This is a genomic window from Niallia sp. FSL W8-0635, from assembly GCF_038007965.1.
In the GTDB taxonomy this organism is placed as follows: Bacteria; Bacillota; Bacilli; order Bacillales; family Cytobacillaceae; genus Niallia.
The window spans coordinates 1,257,499-1,282,580 of sequence record NZ_JBBOYD010000001.1 but is presented as its reverse complement, the minus strand read 5'-3'; the positions used below and the strand labels follow the sequence as shown (position 1 = coordinate 1,282,580).

Sequence of the window (25,082 nt, the reverse complement as noted above, 5' to 3'; positions counted from 1 at the left end):
CTTTAAAGAGAAATTAACTAGTCTTTTTGAAAATATTGTTGCATTGCTTGCTTTATATGGCCGTCTGCCTCACGAAGATAATGAAGTGCTTCCTCCTTTGTTCCTCCTGCTAGCACACGAAATATGGATACTTTTAAATCGTCATTATTTTCTTTTAGTATTCGCGTTGCTTCTGCCTCACTAATATCTGTTGCATTCATCAATGTCTGTACAGCCCGATACACAAGCTTATTATTAATTAATTTCATATCAACCATTTCATTACGGTAGACCTTTCCCAATCTCACCATCGATGCGGTTGATAGCATATTCAACACCATTTTTTGAGCGGTTCCTGCTTTTAAGCGTGTAGATCCTCTAATAACTTCTGGGCCAGTTATCGCTTCAATTCCATAGTCACAAATAGAGGAAAGGATGGTGTTTTCATTATTGCTTATCCCGATTGTCAGTCCATTTCTTTCTTTTCCAAAATGAATGGCTGCAAGGACAAACGGGGTTGATCCACTAGCCGTCACGCCTATTAATACATCTCTTGCTGAAAACTCATAAGTTTCCAAGGTTGTTTGTATAAGCTGTTCGTCATCTTCTGTCTCTTCCAAAGAAGTCCACATTGCCTCATATCCACCTGCTAAGATACCAGTCCAGCGATCGTGCTCAATGGAAAAAGTGGGACCAAGCTCCACAGCATCCACTACCCCTAATCTCCCACTAGTACCTGCTCCAATAACAAAGATTCTCCCCCCTTGTTTCCACCGTTCTACAATTCCGTCAACGGCTAAAGCAATCGTTGGCAAAGCTTCTTTGACTGCCTTCGCAATTCCTTCATCCTCTTGGTTCATAAACTGGACAATTTCGATTGAACTCCATTCATCTAACATTAAGCTTTTTTCGTTCCTCTTTTCTGTCGTTCTATGATTCTTCATGATTGTGACCTCTTCATATCAATGACAAATTTATAGCGATCTCCTCGATAAATCGATTTAACATATTCAAATGGAGTACCATTTTCTAAATAACTGTATCGTTCCATTAGTAATACAGGAGCACCTTCTTTTATGCCAAGAGGTGTGCTTTCGTTTTTTTGAGATAAAGTCGACTCTATCGTTTGTGTCGCATGACTAATTTTTAAATATAAAGTCTGTTCAACATATTCATAAATAGAGCCATGTAAAGTCTCTTCCTGAAGATCTTTAATCACTGTAGTCGGTAAATACGACGTTTCAAGCGCCATTGGAATATCGTCTGCTATTCGTAATCGGCTAAACTCATACACCGTATCTCCCTCCTCTATCTGTAGCTTAGAGGCTATCCCCCTTGGACATGGAATCGTCTTAAAATCTAAAATTTTCGTTTGCGGTGTTAACCCCCTTGATCGCATGTCTTCTGAGAAGCTAGTTAGTCCAGAAAGCTCCTGCTCTACTTTAGGGGTAGCAACAAAGGTTCCCTTTCCCCGTTGCCGAACAAGAACCCCCTCTGCCACTAAATTATTAATTGCTTGACGCACCGTCATCCTGCTGATACCATATTTTTCAGAAAATTCCCGTTCTGAACTAATCGGATCTCCCGGTTGTAGATTTTTAATGATTTCTTTTATCTCCATCTCTAATTGATAGTAAATGGGAATATGCGAATCTTTTATGATCAACTATACACACTCCCTTTACTTTCTTTTAAAATCGAAAGTGCTTCCTGATCAGCTATAATCGTAACATCTGGATGTTTTTTTAGAATAGATGCAGGTAGATCCTCCTTTACATCTGTATGAAATAACTGATTTAGTATCGGAGCTTTTTTCACTCCGGAAACAAGTAAGATGATTTTTCGACTTTTCATGATCGTAGATATCCCCATAGAGATAGCGTGTGTTGGCACCTCCTCCATCTTCGTAAAATATCGAGCATTTGCCTCTCGCGTTGATTCAGCCAGTTTTACAATACTTGTAGGAGAAGAAAATGAAGTACCTGGTTCATTAAAACCGATATGCCCATTTTCCCCTATCCCTAAAATTTGCAAATCTATTCCACCTAAGGAATCAATAAGCTTTTCATAATTTCTTCCTGCCTCTTCTTCTTCCACACTTTTAGCAGATGGTAAATACGTTTGATTTTCTGGGATGTTAATATGGTTAAATAACTGCTCTTTCATATAGTAGCTATAGCTTTGTGGATTGTCCTTTTCTAAACCAATGTATTCATCTAAATTGACAGTCATAACTTTTTCGTATGACGTTTTATTTTTGGTGAAATCCTTAATTAAATTCTGGTATGTTCCTATCGGTGTTCCTCCAGTTGCTAGTCCTAGAACACTGTTTGGTTTCGTTTTAATTTGCTCAATCATTATTTCTGCTGCTACTTTACTCATTTCATCATAGCTTTGTACTTCGATTAATTTCATGCTGTTACTCCTCCATTCGAATAAACAATTTGTCCATTACAAATTGTAAGCATCACTTGATTTTTCTCATCTAATACGACTAAATCTGCGTCTTTTCCTTTTGCAATACTACCTTTTTTATCCAACACTCCTATTTGCTTGGCCGGATTATAGGACGCCATTTGTACTACATCCTGTAAAGTACATCCTGTAAAATTCATCATATTATTTATTGCATCAATCATTTTTAATGTACTGCCAGCAAGGGAACCATTTTCCAATAATGCCTTCCCATCCTTAACAATTACCTTTTGACCGCCCAGTGATGAAATACCATCCTCAAGCCATTTGGCGCGCATACTGTCAGTAATTAAAATGATATGATTAACACCCTTTTGTAAAAAAGCTAGTTTCACGATTTCTGGATGGATATGAACGCCATCCACAATCATTTCTGCCATCAACTCAGAATGAAGCAATGCAGCACCAGCCACTCCTGGATCTCGATGATGCAAGCCTCTCATACCATTAAAAAGATGTGTAACATGATTTACTCCAGCTTGAATACTTGTTAGTACTTGTTCATATACAGCATCTGAGTGACCCATGGATGGAACAATATTTTCACTCTTTAAATAACGAACAAGCTCGAAATTCTCATCTTCCTCAGGTGCCATTGTAACAAGTTTAATTTGATCATTTGATAATTTTCGCCATTTTTTAAATAATGCTACCTCTGGCTTTTTAACGGATTGAATTGGTTGAGCCCCAACTCTTTTTTCTGAGATAAAGGGTCCTTCTAAGTGAATTCCGATAATTTCCGCTTTTCCCGTTTGATCAGCAGATTCGATATACTGGCCAATAGTAGACAATGCCTTTTCAATACTTTCTACATCCTGTGTCATTGTAGTTGCTAAAAAGCTAGTTGTTCCTTCCATCGGCAAGGTATTCGCCATCGTTTCTAAGGAATTCAGCGTCCCATCCATCGCATCCGCATCATTTGCTCCATGAATATGGATATCAATAAATCCTGGAATTAAATTCATCCCCTTAGGAAATTCTATTACTCGAGCACCACTCCAGTCTTTTTCATGAAAGGATTCCATTAAACCAATCGTTTCAATTTTTCCATCCTTCACCACCACATATCCATTAGGATTAATCCCTGCTTCTGTGTAAATACATAAGTTTTTTAAAACTAATTTCTGTCGTTCCTCTGAAATCATGATTTCATTAACCCCTTCTAAAATTGTCGTCAACTATATATCTAGATGTCTATACCAGTTGCGCCGTACATAATCATTATTACATATACTACTAAAAGTATTCCTATAAATCTCTAAACTTGTCAGGAAATTTAACAAACTTTTTACTAATTCTTTTCGGAGTATCTTTCAGTAATCGCTTTCATATCAAATTATAAATTATTTCATTTTCCTGAGTCAACCCTCATTTGGCCACATCTTCGTCTTTCTCTTAATTGTATTTGATAACAGCCAAAGCTTTCTTTTTACAGCTTCAGCTGATATCAATGAAATAAGATTATTTTTTGCTTTGTCTGCACTTTCTATAACCAAATACCATTTAAATTCCCCGCTAAATCTTTCTAACACTTTCCCGATAAATAATTTCAAATCCTGATACAGTTTTCATCGGAGTATCCTCACCTCTTATAAGACTAAGCATCTTTCTAGCTGCAAGATTACCAGCATCTTTATAAAAAAACTTAGCCGTTGTTATACCGGGGTGAATCATTTCCGTCATTTCATATCCACCAAAACCAGTAATTGAAAGATCATTCGGAATCGAAACGCCCCTTGAATAAACCGCTTTCATTGTTTTGATTGCAAGATTATCTGTTGCACAAACAATTATACTCGGACTGAATGTATCCATTATTTCTGAAACAATAGAAAACGACTCTGAACTATTTCGATTTGTTTCAAAAAATCTTACATCCATCCCTTCACCATCCTCTATACTTTTTTTAAAGCCGTCTTTTCTTTCGATTCCAATCGCAACATTTTTTTCATTAACTCCAAGGAAAGCAATTTTTTTATGTCCTTGAGATATAACATATTTCCCTACTTCATAGGCTGCTTCGTAATCATTATGAATTAAACTAGGAATCTCCTTATGCTGCTGTCCTACTATTAGCACTGGAATACCTACCTGCTTTATAATTGCTAAGTGATGTTCCGTTATTTCCGTCGCTAATAAAATAATTCCTGCTACCTTCTGTCTAACTAAAGAGTGGATATTTTCAATTTCCCGTTCTAAGTCAAGATTGGAATGGGAAATTAACATTTGATAATTCATAGTCTTTAATTCTTCATCTATACCAATTAATGTTCGTGAGGAAGCATATGAATCTAGTCGAGGAACAATAGTCCCAATGATATTTGTTTTCTTTGCCTTTAAGCTTTGGGCGAATGCATTAGGCATATAGCCCGTTTCCTTAATAATATGTTGTATTTTTCGTTTTGTTGCCTCACTTACAGAACCATCATTTAAATAACGAGAAACTGTACTCTTCGCTACACCTGCAAGTTTTGCAATATCACCAATCGTTGTCACCTATAAACCTCCTTATACATTGCATTAACAAAAATAAAGGGTAAGTGCCTCCTATCTCCCTATCATCACAAAAACAGAAAGCCCTTTCATTTACTGGTACTTATGTATCTAATTTCCTTCTAGCCGCTTCCACTCTTGCCTACTTCTTTTCTACCTTTATTATACAGGATAATAATAATATCGTATTAACTATTTTTTCTACTTATGGAAGTATAGCTTTTTGCTCGTTGATTCATAATGATTGCTAGTAGGAGCTTCATTTAGCTTTAATTATAAAGGTAGGGTAACCAATGAAAAATATATCACCATTTCCAAAAAAACATAAATATAACTATGATTTATATCAAAGTGATCGCTATTTAAATCAGCCTCTTATTTCTGTTATTACACCCGTATATAATAATGAAAAAACGATCAAGCACACCATTGAATCGGTATTACAGCAATCTATTATGCCACAAATTGAGTATATAATCGTTGACGATGGTTCTAAAGATCAGACTCGTTCCATTTTAAAATCATTTGTTAAAGAACATCCAAATATTAAACTCGCCCTTCTTGCCAAAAATAGCGGGACCCCTGCCTATCCTAGAAATTTAGGAATCGAGCTTTCATCTGCCCCCTATTTAACTTTTTTAGATGCAGATGATTGGTTTGAGAAAACCGGTTTAGAAAAGCTTTATAGTGTTTTGAATGAAACCGACGATGATTATGCCGTCGGAAAGACAATTAGAGTTACATCTAATAAAAGCGCGATTGTAGCAGAACATGAATCATGGAAAGAAAGACGAAGTATACATCCAACAAGTATCCCACATATTTTTCATCATCTAGGACCTAGAGCAAGATTGATGAAATCTAGTATTATTAAAAAAAATCAAATTAAGTTTCCAGAGATGAAATATGCAGAGGATAAGCAGTTTTTCATGGAAGTCCTTACTAACTGCAAGAAAATTTCTACAACGGAGTCGATTGTCTATTATTTAAATCGCTTGGATGACAATCAAGAGTCTTTGACCAGAAGAACAAACGCTTTAAATAAAATGCGTTGCAATAGAAAAGTCATTCACTATTTTAAACAGAAAGAGATGGATGAAGAAGTAAAAAAAATGATTTTTAATCGGCTTTATGAATTTGATTGCTTTAATGGTTTTATGAATCGATATCATACACTAAGAAGTGAGGCTGCTCAAACTTATAAAGAAAAAATGGATGAATTTTTAAAAAGAAAAGCATATATTTCAACCATGAAAAAAATGTTACGGACGACTTCTTCCTTGGATTATGAAATCAGTGACCATTTTTTTCATCCCTATAATAAAGTTTGTTATCAATTATTTCTTCAAAAGCGCTATAAAGATATCGAAACATTATTTAAGTGGATGAATCTAGAAAAAAGTAAAAAGCATATTGTAAAAGATGGTATCGCTTATTGGGTTTCCCCTTTAAGCACACCGTATAACTATATTAAAGTGCCCATGTATGCAGAATTAGTAAATTGCGAATACGCTAACGGCTTCTTCCGGTTCGATATTGGCATAGCAGGTGATTATCCAGAAGACATGGAGCAGATACTTTTCCGGGATCGAAACAATATGCATAAACAGTTTTCCTTTCAGCTTGAACCATATGAGGGAGCTTTGAAAAGAATTATGATACCCGAAGCATTCTTTGCTCCTTTTGGGAAATCCGTTTACACTATTTATTTATCGTATCGAGACTATCACAAAATGCAGTTACATATTCCGAATCCAAAGCTTCGGTTAAAAAAACAGCAAACAGATAACCATCATTTTTATAAAACGATTCATAATCATTTGGCATTAAAGGTTCTTTGATAGACAAAAATTAAGAATAGATTAGTTTGAAATTATATTTTCATACAGTGAAAATTGTATTCCGAGACGGACAATCACATTCTTTCCACGTATAGTGAACGTCCGTCTCTCTAAACCAATCTTTTTTTATTTTTTCACTGTATTTTTTTGCAGTGTCTCTATAAATCGATGAAAGGCTTTTGTACCTTCGTCATCCCTTTTAAATACACCTGCATGATGCAAAATAGTTTCAAATACAATTCCTATTTCCATTTGTAAAATGGAGTGTACATTTTCTTTTGTAATCTGTGGGTTTTTCTCTTTTACTGCTTTTGCCCAGTTTAAATGTTTTATGATGGTAGGTTCTTCCTTGATGCTTTCCTCAAAATTAGCATATAAAATTTTGTCTGCAAGCAGGCTCATTTCTTCTTTTAAACGTCCTGGCAACACTGCTAACCCCATCACTTCAATAAGACCGATATTCTCATGTTTAATCGCATGGACCTCTTCATGTGGATGGAATATACCGAATGGATGGTCCTCATTTGTGCGGTTATTGCGCAACACTAAATCGATTTCATATAATCCATTTTGCATTCTGGCAATCGGGGTAATTGTATTATGGCGAGTACCATCTGTGTACGCAATAATATCTACCCTTTCATCACTATAGTTGATCCATTCCTTTAAAATACAATCAGATGCTTCCACTAATTCTTGTATATCTTCTCCTTGTAATCGAAGAACAGACATTGGCCATTTGACGGTTCCTGCTTGTATAGTGGGAAAACGGTCAAGGGTAAAGACTGTTTCTATTTCAGCCTTTGCCATCGGAAAATCATGAAATCCCCCTTGAAAATGCTCATGTGTGAGAATCGAACCCCCAACAATTGGAAGGTCTGCATTGGAACCAATGAAATAATGTGGATATTGTTTAACAAAGTCTAATAATCTTGCAAATGTCCTTTTGGAAATAGTCATTGGTTCATGCTGCTCGGAAAAGCATATGGCATGCTCATTATAATAAACATATGGCGAAAATTGCAGAAACCATTGTTCCCCTTCTAATGTTACTGGTACAATACGATGATTTTGTCTAGCAGGATGATTGACTCTTCCTGCATAACCAGCATTCTCTTTGCATAGCAAACATTTTGGATAAGACCCCTGCTTTAGTTTTTTCGCTGCAGCGATTTCTTTCGGATCTTTTTCTGGTTTGGATAAATTAATCGTAATCTCTAGTTCCCCGTAACTTGTTTCTGCCAACCATTCTTCATTTTTGGCAATTCGATCGGTTCGAATATAATCTACCTTTTTCGAAAAATCATAAAACCAACTTGTTGCTTGCTTTGGTCCCTTTTCTTTGTATAACATTTCGAACCTATTATTTATTTCAGATGGCAATGGGACAAAGGATCCCATTAATTTTGTGTCAAATAAATCCCTGTTCGTAATCGTATTTTCTTCTAAGCGGCTATTTTCTGCTGCCCAATCTAGAATATTGTCTAAAATAATGCGCAAATCTGTTTCCATTACTGGATTCTGTTCAGATGGGATAAAATCATCCAATTCTAAGATTTCAAGTATTTTATTTCGTACGACATCTATATCCCAGCTTGTTATTAAGTTTGATTTTAGTCCATAATGAAGCAATTGTTCTACAAGATGAAAAATAGTTGTTGTCATCTACCATCGCTCCTTTCTTCTTCGTTATTCCTCATTATCTATCTTTATAGCCTTCCGGATTTTCTTGGAACCATCTCCATGCACTACCAATCATTTTTTCTAAAGAAGTATATTGTGGTTCCCAGCCTAATTCTGCTTTTGCTTTTTCTGATGAAGCAACTAACCGGGCAGGATCCCCTGCTCTTCTAGGTGCAATTACAGTTGGGATAGGATGTCCTGTTACCTTTCTAGTTGCTTCAATTACTTCCTTCACTGTAAATCCTGTTCCACTACCTAAATTGTATATTCCGCTTGTCTCATCTTTTTCTAATTTTTCCAATGCAAGTATATGGGCATTCGCTAAATCAGTGACATGAATATAATCCCTTATACATGTTCCGTCATGTGTATCATAATCATCGCCAAAGATGCTAATAGCTTCTCTACTTCCTAATGCCACTTGTAAAATAATCGGAATAAGATGTGTTTCAGGAAAATGATCTTCTCCTATTTTTCCGTCCATATGTGCTCCAGCAACATTAAAGTATCTTAGCGCAACATAATGAATCCCATATGCTTCTTCTGTCCACTTTAACATTTTTTCAATCGCAAGCTTTGTCTCACCATATGGATTTGTTGGAATGGTAGGGTCACTCTCTTGTATCGGGAAATTCTCCGCTTCACCATAGGTTGCTGCAGTCGAAGAGAAAACAATTTTCTTCACATCATTTGCATGCATGACCTTTAATAGAGACATAGCACCATATACATTATTGTCATAATACTTCAATGGATTCGTCACACTTTCCCCAACTAAGGAGTCAGCAGCAAAATGGACAACCGCATCAATCGTATGTTTCTTAAACACATCGTCTAAGAAATGTTCGTCTCGTAAATCGCCAATATAAAGAGTTGCATCTTCTAATACGGCTGCTTTATGCCCGGTTTGAAGATTATCAACAACAATTACTTCTTCCCCTCGGTCTAATAATTCAGACACCATATGACTCCCGATATAGCCTGCACCACCACATACTAAAATCGCCATTTCTTATTCCTCCTTTATTAACTCCTACTCTCCAATAATTTCTTTTGCGCCATCTCCAACTTGAACAACATAAAAGTCTGCCTTTAATCCTGTCTGCTCTTCGTACTTCCCTCCTACTGTTTCGATAAAGGCATCAATATATTCGTTATTCACAATACTGATCGTACAGCCACCAAAGCCTGCACCTGTCATACGAGAACCAATGACACCTTCTTGCTCCCAAGCTGCCTCCACTAAAGCATCCAATTCTTTTCCGGTAACTTCATAGTCATCTCTCAAGGAAATATGTGATGCGTTCATCAATTGTCCAAAGGCCGTTATATCACCAGCTTGTAGTTTTTTAACCGCCTCTATAGTTCTAGCATTTTCATATACAGCATGCTTCGCTCTCCGTCTATCGACATCTTGCTTGATTAGATGTGCATTCCTATCAAATTCAACTGGCGTTAATTCTCCTAATGAACGAATATCTAAATCTTCCTGCAAGTCTTTTAATGCTCTTTCACATTCTCCTCGTCTCTCATTATATTTAGAATCAGCTAAGCCCCTACGTTTGTTAGTATTAGCAATAATTAACGACGCATCTTCTAAATCAAGTGGGCTGTAGGTATAATCTAGCTTATCGCAGTCTAGTAAAATAGCATGTTTTTCTTTTCCCATCCCAATCGCAAATTGATCCATAATGCCACAGCTTACACCAATAAATTCGTTTTCTGCCTGCTGACACATTTTCACTAGAGAGATTCTGTCAATTGATAAAGAATATAACTCATTTAACATAATAGCCGTCACTACTTCAATGGAAGCAGAGGAAGATAAGCCTGCACCGTTTGGAATTTTCCCTTCATATAAGACATCAAATCCAGAATCTAGTTTATACCCATGCTGTTCAAGTATCGCAATAACTCCTTTTGGGTAATTCGCCCAATCATCTGCTTGATCATAAACTAATTTATCTAAGGAAACCTTTAAAACACCTAATTGAGTAAAATTAGTGGAATAGAACTGAATCATTCTATCCTTTCTTTTTCGAACGATCGCTGTTGTACCAATTGATAAGGCACAAGGAAAAACATGCCCTCCATTATAATCTGTATGTTCCCCTATTAAATTCACACGCCCCGGCGCGAAAAAAGTACGTATTTTTGTTTCTCCTTCGCTAAAAATATCTGTAAAAGTTGCAAGTAAATTCTTTGTCATTTTTATCTCTCCTTTATATATGAACGATTATTTACTATCACGTTATTATTGAACCGTTTACATTTTTATTTTATGCTTCAATCCTTACACTCTCAATGGTAAAATAAGAAAGGATAAAGGGTAATAATTTGCTGTTTCATTTTATTATTTCTTATAAAATTCAATTATGAAACCATTTTCTAAATTACAATATCAAGGCAAGTATCTACCTATGTAACCTTCACTTAAGAAAGGGGCTTTCTCTTTGCCTAAAAAAGATAATAATGTATTTGCATATAGGTTTACGGAAAAAATTACAAAAGAGGTTGCCCAAATTTGGTCGATTGGATGGGAGAACCAGTCCTCGCATCTTTATAATTGGAAGGGAAAAAAGCGTAAAGAAGAAAGTATGTATGTTTTTCAATATACCATTTCCGGAATGGGAGCTATTGAAATTGGCGGGAAAGATCATAAATTGACTGCTGGAAAGGCATTTTTAATTGATATTTCAGAGGAATACAGATATTACCTACCACAATATAGTGAGCATTGGGAATTCATTTTTATTACCCTATATGGGGAAATGGTAAAAAAATGTTGGCATTCCTTTACCGAAAATAACCAATTCATTATACAATTAGGTTCTGACTCTTCACCGATTCAGCAACTTCTTCACATTTATCAACTAGCAAATGAAAAAAATATAACGAATGCTTACCAAGCTTCCAGCCTTGCTTATGCATTTGTAATGGAAGTATATCAATATAAGCAAAACATGGGAGCTATTCCATTACCGGAAAGTATATTAAATGCAACACTATTTGCGCAAAATCACTATGATAAACCAATTGGACCTGATGATATGGCTGAGGCTGCTAAACTTTCCCGCTTCCATTTCACCCGTTTATTTAAAAAAGTGCTTGGTATTACACCAATCCAGTATTTAACGAATATCAGGATTATAAAAGGAGCAGAGTTATTATATCAAACAAAATATTCCATCGAGGATATTTCCGTTCAAATAGGCTTTGCAAACGCAAACTATTTTACAAAGGTATTTCGAAAATCTACTGGCATGACACCAGGCCAATTTCGCAAGAAGAATATTCGTCCAAGTGAGGATATTCTTCTCTAAATCTTATTTTTCATCAAACATTTCCAAGCTGAACATCCCTTTTTCATAAATAAAGTTCAGCTTCTTCCCCGGTGTCAGCATATTTTCAAGAATATCTTTAGAAGCTTGAAGAGCAAAGGATATGCGAATAAACTGCTCTTGATCCGCTTCTTGCATCGCATCTGAATTTTGACTATAAATGGTTTCTAGCTGTTTTTGATAATGGAGTATTTGATTATAAATAGCCTCATATATCGTTTCCATTTCGTTATTCATTCAAAAAACTCCTTACACGTAAGATGATTTTATCTTAGCATATTTTTGCTTTGGTTTTACTAAAATCGAAGCAAATATTTACAACTAATCATTAGATTAGGGAATCAAATCCCGACAATCCAAAAAAATCGACAAATTAATTTAAAATAATTCATGAAAACAGTTTCAAAATAAATATATATCTATTAAAATATAAATAAAGAATTTTTTTTCTAAATAAAATAATTTTTATGAAATATTTTTTACATTCTCGCAAAAAGGAGTTTTTATAATGAGCTTATCATCCCTATATTTAGGTGTAGACATCGGTACAACAAGTACAAAATCTGTTCTATTTGCAGAAGCTGGTAAAGTATTAAGCATGCATCATGTAGAATATCCCTTACATAGCCCTGCACCGGCAATTGCTGAGCAAGACCCAGAGCAAATTTTTCAGGCTGTATTAGAGACAATGAAGACTGCTATAAAAAAGGCTAAGGTTGATACGAAAAATCTAAAATTAGTATCCTTTAGCTCTGCCATGCATAGTGTCATTGCATTAGATGAAACCGGAAAGCCTTTAACACGATGCATTACTTGGGCAGATAGTCGTGCTTCTTCTTGGGCGAAAAAAATCAAAGAAGAACATAATGGCTTAGAAATATATCGTAGAACAGGAACACCGATTCATCCTATGTCCCCTTTATCCAAATTAACTTGGTTAAGAAATGATCAACCAGACATTTTTACAAAGGCGACTAAATTTATTGGAATTAAAGAATATATCTTCTATCGCTTATTTAACAAATTTGTCATTGATTATTCCATTGCTTCTGCAACTGGAATGTTTAATCTAGAACAATTAAATTGGGATACAGAAGCATTAGAGGTTGCTGGTGTAAAACCTGAGCAATTAGCAAAGCCTGTTCCTACTACCCATTATTTAACGGGACTAAAGGATAAATACGCAACAGAAATTGGCATCCCGGCAGAAACACCATTTGTTGTAGGGGCAAGTGATGGTGTTCTTTCTAATCTTGGAGTAAATGCTATTGACCCAGGCGTTGTTGCAGTGACAATCGGTACAAGCGGTGCAATTCGTACTGTAACCGATAAACCGGTAACAGATCCAAAAGGAAGAATCTTTTGCTATTGCTTAACAGAAGATCATTGGGTAGTTGGAGGCCCTGTAAATAATGGTGGTATGACTTTCCGATGGGTGCGCGATGAATTGGCCTCTTCAGAAGTGGAAACAGCAAAAAGACTTGGAATTGATCCATATGAAGTTCTAACAAAGATTGCTTCCCGGGTCACACCTGGTGCGGATGGTTTATTATTCCATCCATATCTAGCTGGAGAAAGAGCGCCATTGTGGAATTCTAATGCAAGAGGATCCTTCTTTGGACTAGGCTTACATCATAAAAAAGAGCATATGGTTAGAGCTGTATTAGAAGGAGTTATCCTAAATCTTTATACAGTTATGTTAGCTTTACAGGAAGTGATTGGAGCACCAAAGCAAATTCAAGCAACAGGTGGATTTGCTCGTTCTGAACTATGGAGACAAATGATGGCAGATATTTTTGATCAAGAAGTAGTCGTTCCAGAAAGCTTTGAAAGCTCTTGTCTTGGGGCCATCGTTTTAGGCATGTATGCATTGGGAGAAATTCATGACTTCTCGATTATGAAACAATTAGTTGGTAGTACACACTCCCATCAGCCAATTCAAGAAAATGTTGATATCTATCAGGATTTAACAGCTATTTATATACGTATATCTCGAGCATTAGAGCAAGAATATGATGCAATAGCATCGTTTCAGAATAAATGGGTGAAATAAGGTTTTCTGCAGCTAGTAGGTAGCTCAGATAATTTGGAGAAAAGGTTAGATTATATTCTCCTGTTAAAAGCACGCCAAATGACATGCAAAAACGCTTGGACTTTCCAAGCGTTTTTATATTTTACTATTATCTTTTTGAACAAAAGCACCCTATAGTTTAAGTGCATTTGTTCACAAACTTAAAAAGTATGGCAAACCTTCTTTTTATTTTTTCGATTGAGCACAAGAAAAAATAGAAATAACAATCGTGTCAACAAAACCATCCTTACTTCCTACATATTGACAATTGTTCTGTTTTTTGTTTTTTAATCCAGCAAGGTAACTAAAAACAAAATTATAGATACAACACCTACCGAGATACTAATAAGGAAAAAGCGTTCCTGTTATTTCAGAAACGCCACCGATTGCGGAATATTGGTAATTGTAAAAAAAGTAACTATTTTATTCCATTTGAAATACGTTCAGTTAATAATATCGCCCTTGTTTTTGTCTAAATTTTTGCGCCATTTACTTCGCTCCGTAGTTGTCAGTTTCGCCCACTCAGTTTCTTCACCAATAATTCTTAAAGGATCTTGAGAACGATAAGATCGTGTTAAGTTACCCGGGAACTTTTTGTCAGTAACATTTGGGTCGTTTTCAAATTCACCTGTTGGTTCTATTTTAAAAACGCGTTCTCTTCCTTCTCCTTTTGCTAATGCTGCTGCAAGTCCTGCACCATTAGCATTAGCAGTGAAATAAATGTGGTTCATTTTAAGCCCAGGTTTGTAATTTGAATTTCCACCCGCTGTCAGCAAATCACCAACCTGTAAATCTGCCTTTGTCCCATGATAAAAAGGTCCTTCATCAGTAGGTACACCGTTATATGAGTTTGACAATTCATAATTTCTTTTTGCATTATCAGAATCACATAACTCCTCATAGCATTTGGCAATGTTTAAATATAACGTTGAGTATGCACTCTTAACATTATCATCATTTATATTTAGTGCACACTGTAAAGAGGTTTCCATCCATTTCAATTTGTCTGTAATACTCTTTTGTATACGAGCCAAATGATAAGCTGCAATAAACCTTTCATAGTCGTCTTTTGCTTCCTGCCATGCTTGATGAAACATTGTCGTTGCACCTTCAACATTTCCGCCATCTTCCATGTTCATCCCACTCATACAGAGTTTAATAACGGCGTTGTTTGGGTCAAATTTTATATTCATCTAATCTTACCTCCAAATTAATGAAATCACATTTTTGAACTACATTTCTTCAAAACCCTTTATCTAAAAGACCATGCCTTCCCTGTGAAATTTTTAAAAAATAAATTTATTCCGCTAAATGTCTTAAGCATTTCTATAATAAGACATACAATAGCCTTGTTACTTTATATATTATTTTATTATTTAAAAAAGTTTGTTTAGGAATTCTATATATTCCTCTTCTTTCATTGTAATATCTATTCTGTCAACCCTATCTGAATTAGCAAATAATATCGGTGTTTGGCTGAATTTGGTCCTTGTTGGTCCAATAGCACTCAAAATGAAATTAAGTACCTTAAAGCAATTTGTATCTAATCCACTTTCCGCCTCATTCTTTATACTAATAGTTACAAATCCCTCAACTCTTGAAAATCTCTTTCTTTGTGGTGATATACCTTGCCTTCTACAGTATCCTTTTAATGCCTCTTTAAAATAATCCATCTTATTATCCATTTTTCTGTAATCACCTCATTCTGATTTAATATACTAAACCTAACTTTAGTTCGATGAGTGTTTTACCGATTCCTTCTTGCGCTATCCTGCCCCGTTAGTTTAAGTATACTTTTTCACACTTCCCCTTTTGATATGACATTCAAAACAGATAGGAACTCTTCTATTGTCGAATATCTATCTAATTCTATCTAATTTAACAGCTTTACTTGCTTCTTGATAAAGTTCCTGTCCTGCATCCCACTTTGAAATGGATCGGTCAAGTTCTCCACCTAACATCCCAAATGCGATTGCTGCCATGTTAAATACATTTGATTTTTCGTCTATTCTAGCACCTAATTTAAATTCTTCTGGTGGCATGAATCTTGATGAACCCCATATTCGTCCCATTGTATTAGTAAATGGTTTTTTCTTATATAAATCAATATCACAAATCTTTGTAACAATAATGTTTACCTTCTTAATCTAACAACAACTATAGACTGTCTCTTTTCTATAAAAAAGCCCTTCAGCAACCATACATGCTAAAGGACTTTTGGTTTTATTTTGATTCTACACTATGTCCACCAAATTCATTTCGTAAAGATGCAACAACTTTACCTGAGAAAGTATCTTCTTCTAAAGAACGATAACGCATCATTAAAGATAATGCTGTAACTGGCATAGCAGTTTGTAAGTCTAATGCTGTTTCTAACGTCCATTTTCCTTCTCCGGAGGAATGCATTACTCCTTTAATTCCTTCAAGCTTTGGATCCTTAGAAAAAGCATTTTGCGTTAATTCCATTAACCAAGAACGAATGACAGAGCCGTTATTCCAAACCTTTGCCACTCCTTCGTTATCAAAATCATACTCACTTTTTTCCAACAGCTCAAAACCTTCTGCAATAGATTGCATCATGCCGTACTCAATTCCGTTGTGAACCATCTTTAGAAAATGACCGCTGCCAGATACACCAGCATACGTATATCCATTTTCCACACATAGTTCTTTAAATAGTTCTTCTACTTTATCAAATATTTCTTTATTCCCACCGATCATCATACAAGCGCCATTTCTAGCCCCATCTACCCCGCCGCTTGTGCCAACATCTAAATAGAAAACACCAAGTTCTTCTAAATCAAGTCCTCTTCTTTTTGAGTCCTTATAATGAGAATTTCCACCATCGATAATAATATCTCCCGATTCCACATATTTCTTTACTTCACGTAAAACATTTTCCGTTACTTCTCCAGCAGGAACCATTAGCCAAATTACTCTTGGAGCAGGTAAATTTTTCACTAACTCCTCAATTGTATATACTCCAGTTACATTTTTATGAGAAATTTCTTTTACAGCGCTTTCATTTATATCAAAAGCTGTTACACTATACTTATGATCCACCATATTTAAAGCTAAGTTATATCCCATTTTTCCTAAACCAATAAGACCTATATTCATGCGTTATTCTCTCCTTTTGAAAAAATATTTCTCTCTATCTATTATTATACGGAATTTTTTTTGAAATTAATACCCCCTTTACGAATATTTTTCGAAAATAATTCTTATAACAAGAAATTTTTTTTCAAGAGACTAATTGTGTTATACTACAACTATATTAATTTGGAAAGGAAAGAAGTCGATGGCGCAAAATTGTCTTGGGAAAATTCGTTCCTATTACGCTAGACTAAGTGAAAAAGAAAAAAAAATCGCTGATTATATTCTTGAACATCCAGAAAAAATCATTCATTCCACCATCAATGAATTAGCAGAAGATTTAGGCGTTGCAGATGCAACTGTTTTTCGTTTCTGCAAACGAATTGGTTTTAAAGGCTATCAAGCAATGAAAATAGCTTTAGCTTCTGAAGTAATTGAACCTATTCAACAAATCCATGAGGAAATTAGCGAAAATGATAGTGTCAAAACCGTTACCGAAAAAGTGTTTAAATCAAATGTACGAACACTAGAAAATACATTGGAAATACTCAACGGACATTCCATTCAAAAAGCGGTTGAATTACTTTTACAAGCAAAACGTGTGGAGTTTTATGGTACAGGTGGTTCAGCAGTTATCGCAATGGATGCTTTCCATAAATTTGTTCGAACTGGAATTAAAGCGTTTTCATTCGTTGACTCTCATTTTCAGCTCATGTCATCTTCTCAGCTTTCAGAAAATGATGTCGCTGTCATTATTTCGCACTCTGGCACTAATAAAGATACTATTAACATAATGAAAACAGCAAAAAATAACGGTGCCAAAACAATTGGTATTACCGGATATCCGAAATCACCAATTGGTCAGAATTCAGATGTAGCTCTATTCACAAGCTCTGAAGAAACTGAATACCGTTCAGAAGCATTATCCTCAAGAATTGGTCAGCTTAGTTTAATTGATGCTTTATATGTGAATGTGATGATTTTAAATAAAAGTGTTGCAAATCAGTCATTAGAAAGAATCAGAAATGCTATATCCGATACAAGAATATAAGGTAACAACTATATTTTCTACTTCCGAGTTTCAACAAAGCCAAAAAAGGGAGTTAGTTATGGTTGATCCATAATTAACTCCCTTACCCTATTCAAGCTGCTATATTATCTCCATATTAATAAAAGGAGTTTCATAATCAAGCTGTCCTTTAACTCTTTTTATGTTTATTTTTTGGTTCTTCAAAAATGAATCAAAATCAATGATTACAGGCATCCGATTACTGCCAATCGCAAACCATGCTTTTCTTTCATTTGGGAGATATGCTGCTGTGTGTAGCGTACCAGACCATGCATTATACTTGTTTGAAAATACCTCTTTATCCTTATCATTCAATATTTGAAAAGCTTCATACACATTGGAATGACTATCTTGCTGTCCTTCGATTTTCTGTTTTCTTCGTATCGAATCATCCATTTGATAGCGATTTTCTTCCTTTAACATTTCAAAGTGATTAGTACTTATATTCGATTTTCTCGCAATGACCGACCTTGGGGTTGCTTCAACCACATATGCTTCTCCACCTGGATCTAATAACACATAGCTAAAAGAAGTTCGATGAGGTATTTCTTTTAATAAAGCAATTGCTTCCTCTACATTTGCACATGTTTCTAAGATCATTCGACCTATCATATTACATATAAAACCATCCCCAGAACCAACTCGATTTATAAAATTATAGCCCATCGCTAGGCCTTTTTCATTCATGCCATCAATTCTTCCAGTTATTTGCATAGATGGACCAATAACTGCATAACCAGTGTCTGTTGGCTGATAGATCATATAACGTCCTTCATATGAACCAGGATGGCTATCATAGTTTCTAATTAAGTAACGCGTGCCTGCTAATATAGAACAGCCGCTTCGTCCATATTCGACGTAATGTCCGCCAAATTCCCTTAAAGCATCTTCTATTTTCCATTGAAGAGCATCCGCTAATCCATGGATTTCCGCTAGCATTCCAGGAATAAACTTGTTAAGAAGCTGAATAGACTCTTTTTCATTTATGGTAAAATAACGTTTCCGCTTAGATGTCCAGTGCTTTATCCGATTAGGCAAAATGGGAGAATCCTTCAATAATTGCCCTTGCATATATCCAAAATCATAATGACTTCCCCGAAACTGAATGAAATCACTATATACTTGTTTCATTAACATTTCCCCTTTAAATAACTTCGATATGGAGAGTTATAACTATACTATATTTTTATTTAATGACAAGTAAATTGCTTTTGGTAAATATTTTCGAAATTAGGAGCGTCCATTGTTTGTTTATAAACAAACAATGGACGCTCCTAATTTTCTTTAAACTAAAAAGAGGCAAGAAAGGAAATGATCCTTCTTGCCTCCACTATAGGCTTTTCTATTAAACAACTAAATCTAATATTAACACTCCTGCAAATGCCACGAATGATAATACCGTTTCGAGAACTGTCCATGTTTTAAATGTTTCTTCTACTGTTAACCCTAAGTATTCTTTTACCATCCAGAATCCGGCATCATTTACATGAGAGAACATTAGGGAACCAGCACCTGTTGCAATAACTAATAGCTCCACATTTACTCCAGACATTCCAGCAATGATTGGAGAAACAATTCCTGCAGCAGTTGTTAATGCTACTGTTGCTGAACCTGTAGCGATTCGAATTAATCCAGCAATTAGAAAAGCTAATACTAATGGTGATAATGATAAGCTTTCTGACATAGCTCCAATCGTACTTCCTACTCCACTATCAATCAACACTTGTTTGAACGCTCCACCTGCTCCGATGATTAATAAAATCGAACCAACTGGTAAAAAACAATCTTCTGTAAATTTTTTAATACTCTCTTTATTCATTCCCTGACGTATACCAAGGAAGTAGAAAGCAAAGAAAACAGCAATTAATAATGCTAATAATGGGCTACCTAGAAAGGCAAGTACATTTCTTACCCCTTCAGAGAAAATCGTCAAATAAGGTGCAGCGGTTCCAATAATCATTAAAATAACCGGTAATAAGATAGACAGAAAAGATACGCCCGTACTTGGCAATTTATCTTCTGCTAATGGTTCTGCTGTGATAAGAGATGATTCTCCCTTTGGAAAAACACGCTTATTAATCCACTTCGCAAATAACGGTCCACCAATGATTCCAGCGGGTAGTGCAATAATCAAGGAATATAATAAGACAGTTCCTAAATTAGCATCAAAAATTCCGATTGCAGCAATCGCTCCTGGATGTGGCGGAACAAGTCCATGTACAATAGACAATCCAGCAATACCAGGTAATGCTATCAATAGGATGTTCTTCTTTGTTGCTTTTTGAATAGAAATAACGAGTGGTAATAATATTAAAATACCAACCTCAAAAAATACAGGAATTCCAATAATGAAGCCAGAGAAAAACATTGCCCAAGGTAATTTCTTTTCTCCAAAAACGTTTACAAAAAAGTTAGCAATTCTTAATCCTGCTCCAGATTCTGAAAGCATTTTCCCCAAAATTGTTCCTAATGCTAATATTCCAACTAAGTGACCTAATGTGCCACCAACACCAGTTTCATAAGCGCTTACAATCTTATCAAAAGATAATCCTGAAAAAATGGCTAGAAATAAACTTGCAACTGTTAAACTGATAAAAGCGTGCCACTTTAATAGTGAAACTCCTAAAATAACAATAACAATTGATAGTAATGCAATAATTAATAAATAGGCATCCATCTTTGTACCCCTTTTCTCTTACGTTTGAAAGTGTTTTCATTTAATAATCTTATTATACGAAAAAATATTTCTTTTATCAACCCATTATTAAAGAAAATTTTTTATTCTTAAAATTCCAGAAAAATTGAGTTTAATCCTTGTCATTATTCCAAGCTTTGCATTAGGAAATTTTTCCCAAAAAATTTCTTTAAATGTAAAACCAATCTGCCTTCTATTACGTCTATATAATGGAGATCAACTTATAGATTACAAGCAAGGAGCTAAATCATCATGAAAAGCCTTAGATGGAGAAAATATTTAATATCCTTTTTTTGCCTCAGCCTTTTATTTTTTGCATTTAAAATTTTTGAAAGTGAAAAAAAGAAAGCTGCTGAACCGCCAGCCAAAAAACCAGAGGTAAAAATACAATATGATAAAAACTATAAAACTATTGAAATAAATTCATATGTAAAGGATAAAAAGCACGGTGGGTACTGGACTAGTTATCCTATCCTTCCAGATAAAACGATAACTTCCTCATTACAGCAATATATTGCAAATAAGATTATCGAATATGATCAGCATATTCAAAAAGCCAATATCCCAAAAACACAAGAAACTTCCTTACATATTTCTTACTCAATCACCCATTACAGCAAGCAAACCATCTCTATTCTTTTTGAAACCTATGAATATATAACAGGGACTAACGGAATTTCGAAAACAGAAAGCTTAACATTTGATTTACAAACACATAAACAACTTACACTAAAAGATCTTTTCCAAGAAAACAGCCATTATTTATTTAGCCTTTCAAAAATTAGTTATTTTGAACTAATGAAGGATAACGTTCTTGCAGCTGACGAAGGATTATTAAAACTAGGAACAGCTCCTAAAGAAGAAAACTTTCAAAATTTTGCGGTTCTAAATGATTCCATTCTTTTCTATTTCCCTGAAAATCAAGTCGCTACAATAGAGCTAGGAGTTCAAGAACTAGCTATCAAAAAAGAAATCTTAAAAGATAAACTGTTGCCAATCTATCAAGATAAAGAAAATAATAAAAATCAACTTACCGAAACAACTCCTAATAAAATGGCCACAGAATTACCAGATGTAGCGAAAATTGATCCGTCAAAAAAAGTCATCGCCTTAACTTTTGATGATGGACCAAGTAATAAACCAACAAAAAAAATCTTAACCGCGTTAAAGAAATATAACGGTCATGCAACGTTTTTTGTTCTAGGCGAACGGGTGCAATATTATCCCGAAGTCATTCAGCAAGCTATAAAGGAAGGCAATGAAATCGGAAACCATTCTTGGGATCATCCTCTACTCACTAAAATGACAAAGAAAAAAGCCTTAAAAGAGTTTCAGGATACAGATAAATTACTAAAAGAAATAACCGGCTTAGAACCCAGCCTCATTCGCCCACCATATGGAGCAATGCAAAAGGATCTAAATAAAGGGCTGGAGAAAGAGATTATTCTTTGGACCATTGATCCAGAGGACTGGAAACAGTCACCGAAAAAGAAAATTGTCGACAAAGTTATGAAAGAAGCAAAGGATGAAAGCATCGTTCTCATGCATGATATTTATGATAAAAGTGCAGATGCAGCTGTAGAAATCATGGAGAAGCTTACAAAAGAAGGCTATCAACTAGTGACTATTTCTCAATTACGTGATATTCAAGAGGAACGAAAAAACAATTGAGAGGAGGAGATTAGTTGTTTATGGGATAAGGAAACAAATATACCTGTTTCCTTCATGAGCACCAAAATTTTGGTGCTTTTTATATACCGTTACTTTAATAACACAAAAACCTATTTAATGATGGACAACCAACTAACTAAGATGATTTACATATTATAAAAGCAAACAATGAAGGAGGTTCACTTATGCAACCAACAATCATTACTGGGCTTAACGGAGTGATTTATCAAAACTTTCCTCAGCCAACATATGGAGCTTGGAATCAACTGCTGTTAGGAAATGGAGATAGTTATTACTATATGATAGGTGGACAAATGTTCAAGATCGCTCCCAGACCACAAGGAACCCAAGCATATTATCCATATTTAGGTCCGAATGTTCCTTTGAATAGAAGACGGTTGTTTTGATTTTTTGTTTTATCTCTCTCCCTTTTATCAAGGCATGAAGTTACTTCTATTCTCTCCTTGTACTGTTTCCTAATACGTTGATAGTCAATCTAGTTTAAATTAAATTGGATGACCACCAAATTTCTTTACTATTAATATAGCAATGTGCATTTATACTAGGAGAGATTACATATAAACAATTTTTATCCAAATAACAATTATTAAGGAAAAAATTAGAGAGGTTGTTACCCATGAACATAATCAATCTATACGTCGATGATTTAAGAGACTGTCCAATTGGCTATACAATTGCAAGAAATATGGAAGAAGCTATAGATTATCTTAAAAATTATAAAATTCATATCCTCTCTCTTGATCATGACTTAGGAGAAGATTCAGATGGCCATCTATTGCCTACTGGGTATGATTTGGTGAAATACATCTGTGAAAATGGGTTGCGTGCTGATAAAATCTACCTTCATACTGATAATGGAGTTGGAAGAGAAAATATGTTTCATACTCTTAAAGCAGCTCAAAAAAGAGGTTTTATAGATGAAAATATTGAGATTTATCATTACTCTATTACTCCAAATAAATATTCTGGATAATGCTAAATAACTATTCAGTTAACACAATCCGCCTCCAGTTTTAAACCAAGGAGGTCTTTTTATTTTTATGACCAAGAAAACGAACTTGTTCCATCTGAAAATAATATATAAAAAGGCTCAAATCCCTTAATAAAAAAGAATTTGAGCCTTTTTGTAAAGAATGACCTGTACTGGGTTCGAACCAGTGACCCCTTGCCTGTCAAGCAAGTGCTCTCCCACTGAGCTAACAAGTCATATTATTAATATTTTTCTCTCCCCCAATCATACCATGTCCTCTTCCCTTATTCTAGAAAAAAATAAAAGTGACAGTACAAAACCATCACTTTTTCACGCTTGCTACATCCCTTCAAGCAACTGCTTTAACTGGCTGGTAATCCTAGTCTCCGAATCTTCATCTAGTAAATAGGATTGATTATCTTGCTTTGTAATTTGATTATCGGTTACATAGGCTCCTGTTAACATATTGGTTGCACCTAAATTTGCTAAAACAGGTTTTAATGCGTAATCCATTACTAATAAGTGAGCATAGCTTCCTCCAAGCATTAGTGGAAGCACTGTTTTGTTTCGAAGACTCTTCTGTGGCAATAGATCAAGAAACGTCTTAATAATGCCTGAATAAGACGCTTGAAATACAGGTGACAAGACAATGACACCCTCACTTTGTTCCACTTTTTGTCTTGCCTCCATGATTTCTTGATTCATAAAATCAGCAGTAATCAAGGCATTGCTTGGTAATTGATGTACTTGTATGACATGGACTTCAACCTTCTCTTTTTCTAAAAAGTCAGCAGTATATTGTAAAATACCTGTTAACCTTGAGTCTATTTTATGTCCACCCGCTATGATGGTTACTGTCGTCATTGAAGTCTCCCCTTTTTAAAAATTCTTACTATGCATATTAGCTTTTTTCATTATTCTAACATGATTTGCAGGATCTGTGCTTAAACCCTGTTTACAAAAAACACATCACATAAATCACTCTTCTTATAATTATGTTCACAGTTTAGACATATTCTTTTGAACAACTTGTGAATTAATTCACAAAAATATTTATTTCTAATAAGTATTTGATATATTTAACTTGTAAATAATAAAAACGAAAAATAAGAAGGGATGATTCTTATGTTTATAAAATTTTTAAGAGAAAATAAAATTGCAGCTGGTATATTAACCATTATTCGTTTATTCCTAGGCTATTCTTGGTTTACTTCTGGATTTGGTAAACTAACTGGTGGGGGATTTGATGCTTCTGGATTTTTAACAAACGCAGTTACTAACCCAGTAATGGGCCCAGATGGTGGAGCAGTCTATGGCTGGTACACCAGTTTTGTAGAAGGGTTTGCATTACCGAATGTCGGATTATTTAATGTTCTTGTCCCAATTGGAGAAACATTAGTCGGTCTTGGATTAATCTTAGGATGTTTAACAACCGCAGCAGCCTTCTTTGGAGTAATAATGAATTTCTGCTTCTTACTCGCAGGCACAATTTCTCATAATCCAACTGACATCTTATTGGGTATGATTATCATGATTGCTGGAGCAAACGCTGGGTATTATGGGTTAGATCGCTGGGTATTACCTTATGTTAGAAAAGCAATTTTAAAAAAAGAAGAAGATACCGAAGAATTTAATAAAAAACCTCGTTTAACATAATAATGAAAGTGCACTTACTAA

At 34.9% G+C, this 25,082-nt stretch carries 23 protein-coding genes, 1 tRNA gene and 1 pseudogene; 8 read left to right on the top strand and 17 right to left on the bottom strand.

Features of this window, described 5'->3' with window-relative positions; translation table 11 throughout:
• Nucleotides 1-17 precede the first annotated feature (17 nt).
• The 5 genes from murQ to NYE52_RS06140 form a co-directional block, all read right to left on the bottom strand.
• Nucleotides 18-923, bottom strand: coding sequence for an N-acetylmuramic acid 6-phosphate etherase (gene murQ, locus NYE52_RS06160; RefSeq protein ID WP_341192255.1), 906 nt, complete (start codon nt 921-923; stop codon nt 18-20).
• Nucleotides 920-1,645: a GntR family transcriptional regulator gene (locus tag NYE52_RS06155; protein WP_341192254.1), complete on the bottom strand. Its 726-nt coding sequence runs from the start codon at nt 1,643-1,645 to the stop codon at nt 920-922. The genes murQ and NYE52_RS06155 overlap by 4 nt, the downstream gene beginning before the upstream one ends.
• Complete coding sequence (nagB, locus tag NYE52_RS06150) at nt 1,642-2,394, bottom strand: glucosamine-6-phosphate deaminase (protein WP_341192253.1); 753 nt, start codon at nt 2,392-2,394, stop codon at nt 1,642-1,644. The genes NYE52_RS06155 and nagB overlap by 4 nt, the downstream gene beginning before the upstream one ends.
• Nucleotides 2,391-3,599: an N-acetylglucosamine-6-phosphate deacetylase gene (gene nagA / locus NYE52_RS06145; RefSeq protein WP_341192252.1), complete on the bottom strand. Its 1,209-nt coding sequence runs from the start codon at nt 3,597-3,599 to the stop codon at nt 2,391-2,393. Before nagA ends, nagB begins: the two co-directional genes overlap by 4 nt.
• A 370-nt stretch (nt 3,600-3,969) precedes the next feature.
• Nucleotides 3,970-4,950 carry a LacI family DNA-binding transcriptional regulator gene (locus tag NYE52_RS06140; protein ID WP_341192251.1) on the bottom strand — a complete coding sequence of 327 codons (981 nt, stop codon included), beginning with the start codon at nt 4,948-4,950 and terminating at the stop codon, nt 3,970-3,972.
• A 290-nt stretch (nt 4,951-5,240) separates the two neighbouring features.
• Between NYE52_RS06140 and NYE52_RS06135 the strand changes: the two genes are divergently transcribed.
• Nucleotides 5,241-6,788 carry a glycosyltransferase family 2 protein gene (locus NYE52_RS06135; protein ID WP_341192250.1) on the top strand — a complete coding sequence of 516 codons (1,548 nt, stop codon included), beginning with the start codon at nt 5,241-5,243 and terminating at the stop codon, nt 6,786-6,788.
• A 126-nt stretch (nt 6,789-6,914) separates the two neighbouring features.
• Here NYE52_RS06135 and galT read toward each other — a convergent pair whose 3' ends face one another.
• Genes galT through NYE52_RS06120 form a run of 3 tightly spaced genes read right to left on the bottom strand, consistent with a single transcriptional unit; the run spans nt 6,915 to nt 10,680 of the window.
• Nucleotides 6,915-8,453, bottom strand: coding sequence for a UDP-glucose--hexose-1-phosphate uridylyltransferase (galT, locus tag NYE52_RS06130; protein ID WP_341192249.1), 1,539 nt, complete (start codon nt 8,451-8,453; stop codon nt 6,915-6,917).
• Between the two features lie 34 nt (nt 8,454-8,487).
• Complete coding sequence (gene galE / locus NYE52_RS06125) at nt 8,488-9,480, bottom strand: UDP-glucose 4-epimerase GalE (protein WP_341192248.1); 993 nt, start codon at nt 9,478-9,480, stop codon at nt 8,488-8,490.
• Between the two features lie 24 nt (nt 9,481-9,504).
• Nucleotides 9,505-10,680 (bottom strand): galactokinase, encoded by a 1,176-nt coding sequence (locus tag NYE52_RS06120; RefSeq protein ID WP_341192247.1) that lies wholly within the window; start codon nt 10,678-10,680, stop codon nt 9,505-9,507.
• 244 nt (nt 10,681-10,924) lie between these two features.
• On the opposite strand from NYE52_RS06120, the gene NYE52_RS06115 reads away from it, so the two are divergent.
• The gene (locus NYE52_RS06115) at nt 10,925-11,794 is read left to right on the top strand and encodes an AraC family transcriptional regulator (protein WP_341192246.1); all 870 of its coding nucleotides are present in this window, start codon (nt 10,925-10,927) and stop codon (nt 11,792-11,794) included.
• Nucleotides 11,795-11,797: 3 nt separating this feature from the next.
• On the opposite strand, the gene NYE52_RS06110 is transcribed toward NYE52_RS06115, so the two are convergent.
• Nucleotides 11,798-12,049, bottom strand: a complete 252-nt coding sequence (locus NYE52_RS06110) for a hypothetical protein (protein WP_016204365.1) — start codon at nt 12,047-12,049, stop codon at nt 11,798-11,800.
• 271 nt (nt 12,050-12,320) lie between these two features.
• On the opposite strand from NYE52_RS06110, the gene gntK reads away from it, so the two are divergent.
• A complete protein-coding gene (gene gntK, locus NYE52_RS06105) occupies nt 12,321-13,865 on the top strand; it encodes a gluconokinase (protein ID WP_341192245.1) in 1,545 nt (514 codons plus the stop codon).
• Between the two features lie 461 nt (nt 13,866-14,326).
• On the opposite strand, the gene arr is transcribed toward gntK, so the two are convergent.
• From arr to gnd, 4 genes and pseudogenes are all read right to left on the bottom strand, one after another.
• Nucleotides 14,327-15,076, bottom strand: coding sequence for an NAD(+)--rifampin ADP-ribosyltransferase (gene arr, locus NYE52_RS06100; protein WP_341192244.1), 750 nt, complete (start codon nt 15,074-15,076; stop codon nt 14,327-14,329).
• 183 nt (nt 15,077-15,259) lie between these two features.
• On the bottom strand, nt 15,260-15,568 hold the full coding sequence (locus tag NYE52_RS06095) for a hypothetical protein (RefSeq protein ID WP_341192243.1): 309 nt from the start codon (nt 15,566-15,568) through the stop codon (nt 15,260-15,262).
• 113 nt (nt 15,569-15,681) lie between these two features.
• Nucleotides 15,682-16,006 (bottom strand): annotated as a pseudogene (locus NYE52_RS06090) (serine/threonine protein kinase); the annotation flags it as partial.
• 100 nt (nt 16,007-16,106) lie between these two features.
• Nucleotides 16,107-17,003: a phosphogluconate dehydrogenase (NAD(+)-dependent, decarboxylating) gene (gnd, locus tag NYE52_RS06085; RefSeq protein WP_341192242.1), complete on the bottom strand. Its 897-nt coding sequence runs from the start codon at nt 17,001-17,003 to the stop codon at nt 16,107-16,109.
• Between the two features lie 181 nt (nt 17,004-17,184).
• Between gnd and NYE52_RS06080 the strand changes: the two genes are divergently transcribed.
• Nucleotides 17,185-18,030 (top strand): MurR/RpiR family transcriptional regulator, encoded by an 846-nt coding sequence (locus NYE52_RS06080; RefSeq protein WP_341192241.1) that lies wholly within the window; start codon nt 17,185-17,187, stop codon nt 18,028-18,030.
• Nucleotides 18,031-18,129: 99 nt separating this feature from the next.
• Here the strand turns inward: NYE52_RS06080 and NYE52_RS06075 are convergent, their stop codons facing one another.
• Both NYE52_RS06075 and NYE52_RS06070 read right to left on the bottom strand, forming a co-directional pair.
• A complete protein-coding gene (locus tag NYE52_RS06075; RefSeq protein ID WP_341192240.1) occupies nt 18,130-19,179 on the bottom strand; it encodes a C45 family peptidase in 1,050 nt (349 codons plus the stop codon).
• A gap of 214 nt (nt 19,180-19,393) precedes the next feature.
• A complete protein-coding gene (locus NYE52_RS06070) occupies nt 19,394-20,725 on the bottom strand; it encodes a GntT/GntP/DsdX family permease (protein ID WP_341192239.1) in 1,332 nt (443 codons plus the stop codon).
• Between the two features lie 270 nt (nt 20,726-20,995).
• Here NYE52_RS06070 and NYE52_RS06065 point away from each other — a divergent pair, with 270 nt between their 5' ends.
• The 3 genes from NYE52_RS06065 (at nt 20,996) to NYE52_RS06055 (ending at nt 23,408) form a co-directional block, all read left to right on the top strand.
• Nucleotides 20,996-22,414, top strand: a complete 1,419-nt coding sequence (locus NYE52_RS06065) for a polysaccharide deacetylase family protein (RefSeq protein WP_341192238.1) — start codon at nt 20,996-20,998, stop codon at nt 22,412-22,414.
• A 185-nt stretch (nt 22,415-22,599) separates the two neighbouring features.
• Nucleotides 22,600-22,821, top strand: coding sequence for a hypothetical protein (locus tag NYE52_RS06060; protein ID WP_341192237.1), 222 nt, complete (start codon nt 22,600-22,602; stop codon nt 22,819-22,821).
• A 230-nt stretch (nt 22,822-23,051) separates the two neighbouring features.
• Entirely contained in the window at nt 23,052-23,408 is a 357-nt protein-coding gene (locus NYE52_RS06055) for a cyclic-phosphate processing receiver domain-containing protein (RefSeq protein ID WP_341192236.1), read from the top strand.
• Nucleotides 23,409-23,569: 161 nt separating this feature from the next.
• Here the strand turns inward: NYE52_RS06055 and NYE52_RS06050 are convergent.
• Both NYE52_RS06050 and ssuE read right to left on the bottom strand, forming a co-directional pair.
• Nucleotides 23,570-23,641 (bottom strand) — tRNA-Val (locus NYE52_RS06050).
• A 103-nt stretch (nt 23,642-23,744) separates the two neighbouring features.
• Nucleotides 23,745-24,269 (bottom strand): NADPH-dependent FMN reductase, encoded by a 525-nt coding sequence (gene ssuE / locus NYE52_RS06045; RefSeq protein ID WP_341192235.1) that lies wholly within the window; start codon nt 24,267-24,269, stop codon nt 23,745-23,747.
• Nucleotides 24,270-24,530: 261 nt separating this feature from the next.
• Between ssuE and NYE52_RS06040 the strand changes: the two genes are divergently transcribed.
• On the top strand, nt 24,531-25,061 hold the full coding sequence (locus NYE52_RS06040) for a DoxX family protein (RefSeq protein ID WP_341192234.1): 531 nt from the start codon (nt 24,531-24,533) through the stop codon (nt 25,059-25,061).
• Nucleotides 25,062-25,082 lie beyond the last annotated feature (21 nt).

Bases quoted from the DNA above. Each gene is read 5' to 3' on its own strand.
- nagB (WP_341192253.1), bottom strand. From the start codon at position 2,394: ATGAAATTAATCGAAGTACAAAGCTATGATGAAATGAGTAAAGTAGCA.
- NYE52_RS06040 (WP_341192234.1), top strand. From the start codon at position 24,531: ATGTTTATAAAATTTTTAAGAGAAAATAAAATTGCAGCTGGTATATTA.
- NYE52_RS06080 (WP_341192241.1), top strand. From the start codon at position 17,185: ATGGCGCAAAATTGTCTTGGGAAAATTCGTTCCTATTACGCTAGACTA.
- arr (WP_341192244.1), bottom strand. From the start codon at position 15,076: ATGAATATAAAATTTGACCCAAACAACGCCGTTATTAAACTCTGTATG.
- NYE52_RS06065 (WP_341192238.1), top strand. From the start codon at position 20,996: ATGAAAAGCCTTAGATGGAGAAAATATTTAATATCCTTTTTTTGCCTC.
- gntK (WP_341192245.1), top strand. From the start codon at position 12,321: ATGAGCTTATCATCCCTATATTTAGGTGTAGACATCGGTACAACAAGT.
- NYE52_RS06075 (WP_341192240.1), bottom strand. From the start codon at position 19,179: ATGAAACAAGTATATAGTGATTTCATTCAGTTTCGGGGAAGTCATTAT.
- NYE52_RS06135 (WP_341192250.1), top strand. From the start codon at position 5,241: ATGAAAAATATATCACCATTTCCAAAAAAACATAAATATAACTATGAT.
- galE (WP_341192248.1), bottom strand. From the start codon at position 9,480: ATGGCGATTTTAGTATGTGGTGGTGCAGGCTATATCGGGAGTCATATG.
- gnd (WP_341192242.1), bottom strand. From the start codon at position 17,003: ATGAATATAGGTCTTATTGGTTTAGGAAAAATGGGATATAACTTAGCT.
- NYE52_RS06070 (WP_341192239.1), bottom strand. From the start codon at position 20,725: ATGGATGCCTATTTATTAATTATTGCATTACTATCAATTGTTATTGTT.
- nagA (WP_341192252.1), bottom strand. From the start codon at position 3,599: ATGATTTCAGAGGAACGACAGAAATTAGTTTTAAAAAACTTATGTATT.
- NYE52_RS06095 (WP_341192243.1), bottom strand. From the start codon at position 15,568: ATGGATAATAAGATGGATTATTTTAAAGAGGCATTAAAAGGATACTGT.
- ssuE (WP_341192235.1), bottom strand. From the start codon at position 24,269: ATGACGACAGTAACCATCATAGCGGGTGGACATAAAATAGACTCAAGG.
- NYE52_RS06060 (WP_341192237.1), top strand. From the start codon at position 22,600: ATGCAACCAACAATCATTACTGGGCTTAACGGAGTGATTTATCAAAAC.
- galT (WP_341192249.1), bottom strand. From the start codon at position 8,453: ATGACAACAACTATTTTTCATCTTGTAGAACAATTGCTTCATTATGGA.
- NYE52_RS06110 (WP_016204365.1), bottom strand. From the start codon at position 12,049: ATGAATAACGAAATGGAAACGATATATGAGGCTATTTATAATCAAATA.
- NYE52_RS06055 (WP_341192236.1), top strand. From the start codon at position 23,052: ATGAACATAATCAATCTATACGTCGATGATTTAAGAGACTGTCCAATT.
- NYE52_RS06120 (WP_341192247.1), bottom strand. From the start codon at position 10,680: ATGACAAAGAATTTACTTGCAACTTTTACAGATATTTTTAGCGAAGGA.
- murQ (WP_341192255.1), bottom strand. From the start codon at position 923: ATGAAGAATCATAGAACGACAGAAAAGAGGAACGAAAAAAGCTTAATG.